This is a genomic window from Skermanella sp., from assembly GCF_059503625.1.
Map to the genome: position 1 here is coordinate 1 of NZ_JCACHA010000522.1, position 2,098 is coordinate 2,098.

3 protein-coding genes are annotated in these 2,098 nt (G+C 61.0%); 1 reads left to right on the top strand and 2 read right to left on the bottom strand.

Annotated elements, in window-relative coordinates; all coding sequences use genetic code 11:
* On the bottom strand, nucleotides 1–832 hold an 832-nt coding region (locus AC5JJ6_RS11180; RefSeq protein ID WP_496042104.1), incomplete at its 3' end, for an acyl-CoA dehydrogenase family protein.
* A gap of 246 nt (nucleotides 833–1,078) precedes the next feature.
* On the opposite strand from AC5JJ6_RS11180, the gene AC5JJ6_RS11185 reads away from it, so the two are divergent.
* Complete coding sequence (locus tag AC5JJ6_RS11185) at nucleotides 1,079–1,285, top strand: DUF6898 family protein (RefSeq protein ID WP_044434936.1); 207 nt, start codon at nucleotides 1,079–1,081, stop codon at nucleotides 1,283–1,285.
* 215 nt (nucleotides 1,286–1,500) lie between these two features.
* Here the strand turns inward: AC5JJ6_RS11185 and AC5JJ6_RS11190 are convergent, their stop codons facing one another.
* The gene (locus tag AC5JJ6_RS11190) at nucleotides 1,501–1,944 is read right to left on the bottom strand and encodes a Ros/MucR family transcriptional regulator (RefSeq protein ID WP_044434935.1); all 444 of its coding nucleotides are present in this window, start codon (nucleotides 1,942–1,944) and stop codon (nucleotides 1,501–1,503) included.
* Nucleotides 1,945–2,098 lie beyond the last annotated feature (154 nt).

The following is a 2,098-nucleotide window of genomic DNA, read 5'->3' on the forward strand; positions in this document are numbered from 1 at the left end:
GGCGCGCCTGGTGCCAGCAGAACTCCGCCGCCCCCATGGCGCCCCACGAGATGCCATAGCGCGCGTTGTTCAGGCAGCCGAACGGCCCCTTCAAGCCCTTGACGTTGGGCAGCAGGTTTTCCTCCGGGACGAAAACCTCGTCCATCGCGATGCCGCCGGTGATCGAGGCGCGCAGGCTGAACTTGCCCTCGATCTTGGGCGCACTCAGCCCCTTCATGCCCTTCTCCAGCACGAAGCCCCGGATATCTCCGGCATCGTCCTTGGCCCAGACGACGAAGACGTCGGCGATGGGGGAATTGGTGATCCACTGCTTGGAGCCCGACAGCAGGTAACCGCCATCGGCCTTGCGCGCCCGCGTCTTCATGGAATTGGGGTCCGATCCGGCGTCCGGCTCGGTCAGGCCGAAGCAACCCACCCACTCGCCGGTCGCCAGCCGGGGCAGGTACTTTTCGCGCTGCTCTTCCGTGCCGTAGGCGTGGATCGGGTGCATCACCAGCGACGACTGGACCGACATGGCGGAGCGGTAGCCGCTGTCGACCCGCTCGACCTCCCGGGCGATCAGGCCGTAGCTGACATAGCCGACGCCGGCGCAGCCATAGCCGTCGATGGTCGGACCGAGCAGCCCAAGCTCGCCCATCTCGGTCATGATCTCGCGGTGGAAGTGCTCGTGCCGGTTGGCCTCGATCACGCGCGGCATCAGCTTGTCCTGGACATAGGCGCGGGCGCTGTCGCGCACCATGCGCTCTTCCTCGGTAAGCTGGTCTTCCAGCAGCAGCGGATCTTCCCACTGGAACCGGACGGCGGCCCCTTTGCTGCCGGTTTCCCCGGCCATCTCCCCAGCAGTCGCGATCGGGCTTGCGGTCATTACTGTGTTCTCCGACTTTTCATTCTTATGGCCATCGACGAACGGCGGCCTTGGCGTCATTCCTGGGACCGCCGGCGAAGGGCGACCTCGATGAGCAATTTACCGAATTGAAAGGCTCTCGGCACTATTCACCATAGGACAACATCCGTACCACCGCCATGGTACGGCATGACCGGTCGCCCAGTCCGAAATTATATAAGAACAGGAGATCACATGACGAAACCGCCGGACCGCGAGGTCCTGCTGGAATTTCAGCGGGTCGGTACGTACATGAAGGCGACAGCCATGGATGCGGCGACACTGACCGAAGTCAGCGTAGTCGGTCCGCTCAACCACAGTCAGGAAATGCTGAAGCGGACCGTCCTGGCGAAGTTGAACTATGTACTGGCCAAGAAGGCGGGAACGTCGCCCCAGCGCTGAACGGCGGACGGATCAGCATGTCGGTTTGCCGCCGCATCCGCCATGTTCGGAAGTATTCAGATAACCGGATTCGTAATTCCGGGCAGACGAGCAGGTTCGGAAACCTGCCCCATCTGCCCGTCAGGCAAATAAAATGCGACTTGCCGGCAGACCGGACCGCGCCTTCGCTTGCGCGGCGGCGATGCCATCAGGCAAACGCCGGAGTGCTCGAAGAATCAGGAAGCGCGGCGCCGCGTCTGACGCCCGGAGGAGCGGCCGAGACCGATCTTCTTCGCGAACTCGGAACGCTGAGCTGCGTAGTTGGGAGCAACCATCGGGTAATCCGGCGGCAGGTTCCACTTCGTGCGGTATTCGTCGGGAGTCATGCCGTAAGTCGAGCGGAGATGCCGCTTCAGCATCTTCAGCTTCTTACCGTCTTCCAGGCAAACGATGTATTCCGGAGTCACGGACTTGCGGATCGGCACGGCCGGCTTCTGCGGCTCGGCCTGGACCTCGCGCGGCTGGCCGTTCAAACCAGTCAGCGAGGTGAAAACGGTATTGATGACTTCGGGGATTTGGGTCGCCGGAAGCACATTCTTGCTGACGTAAGCGGATACTATCTCCGCAGTCATCCGTAGAATGGCCCCATCAGGCCCATCGTGTTCTAGCTGGTCACTCATGCCCAGTATCCTGGTTATTCATTGTGTTCGATGCACTGAAGTCGCACATGGAGATTTAAGTGTCAATAAAATTTCGGCAAGAGGTTCAAAGGTTATTTTGAATCGGACACGGTTTTCATCCGCACGGCAAGATTGGGAACCGCTAGTTCGTCCG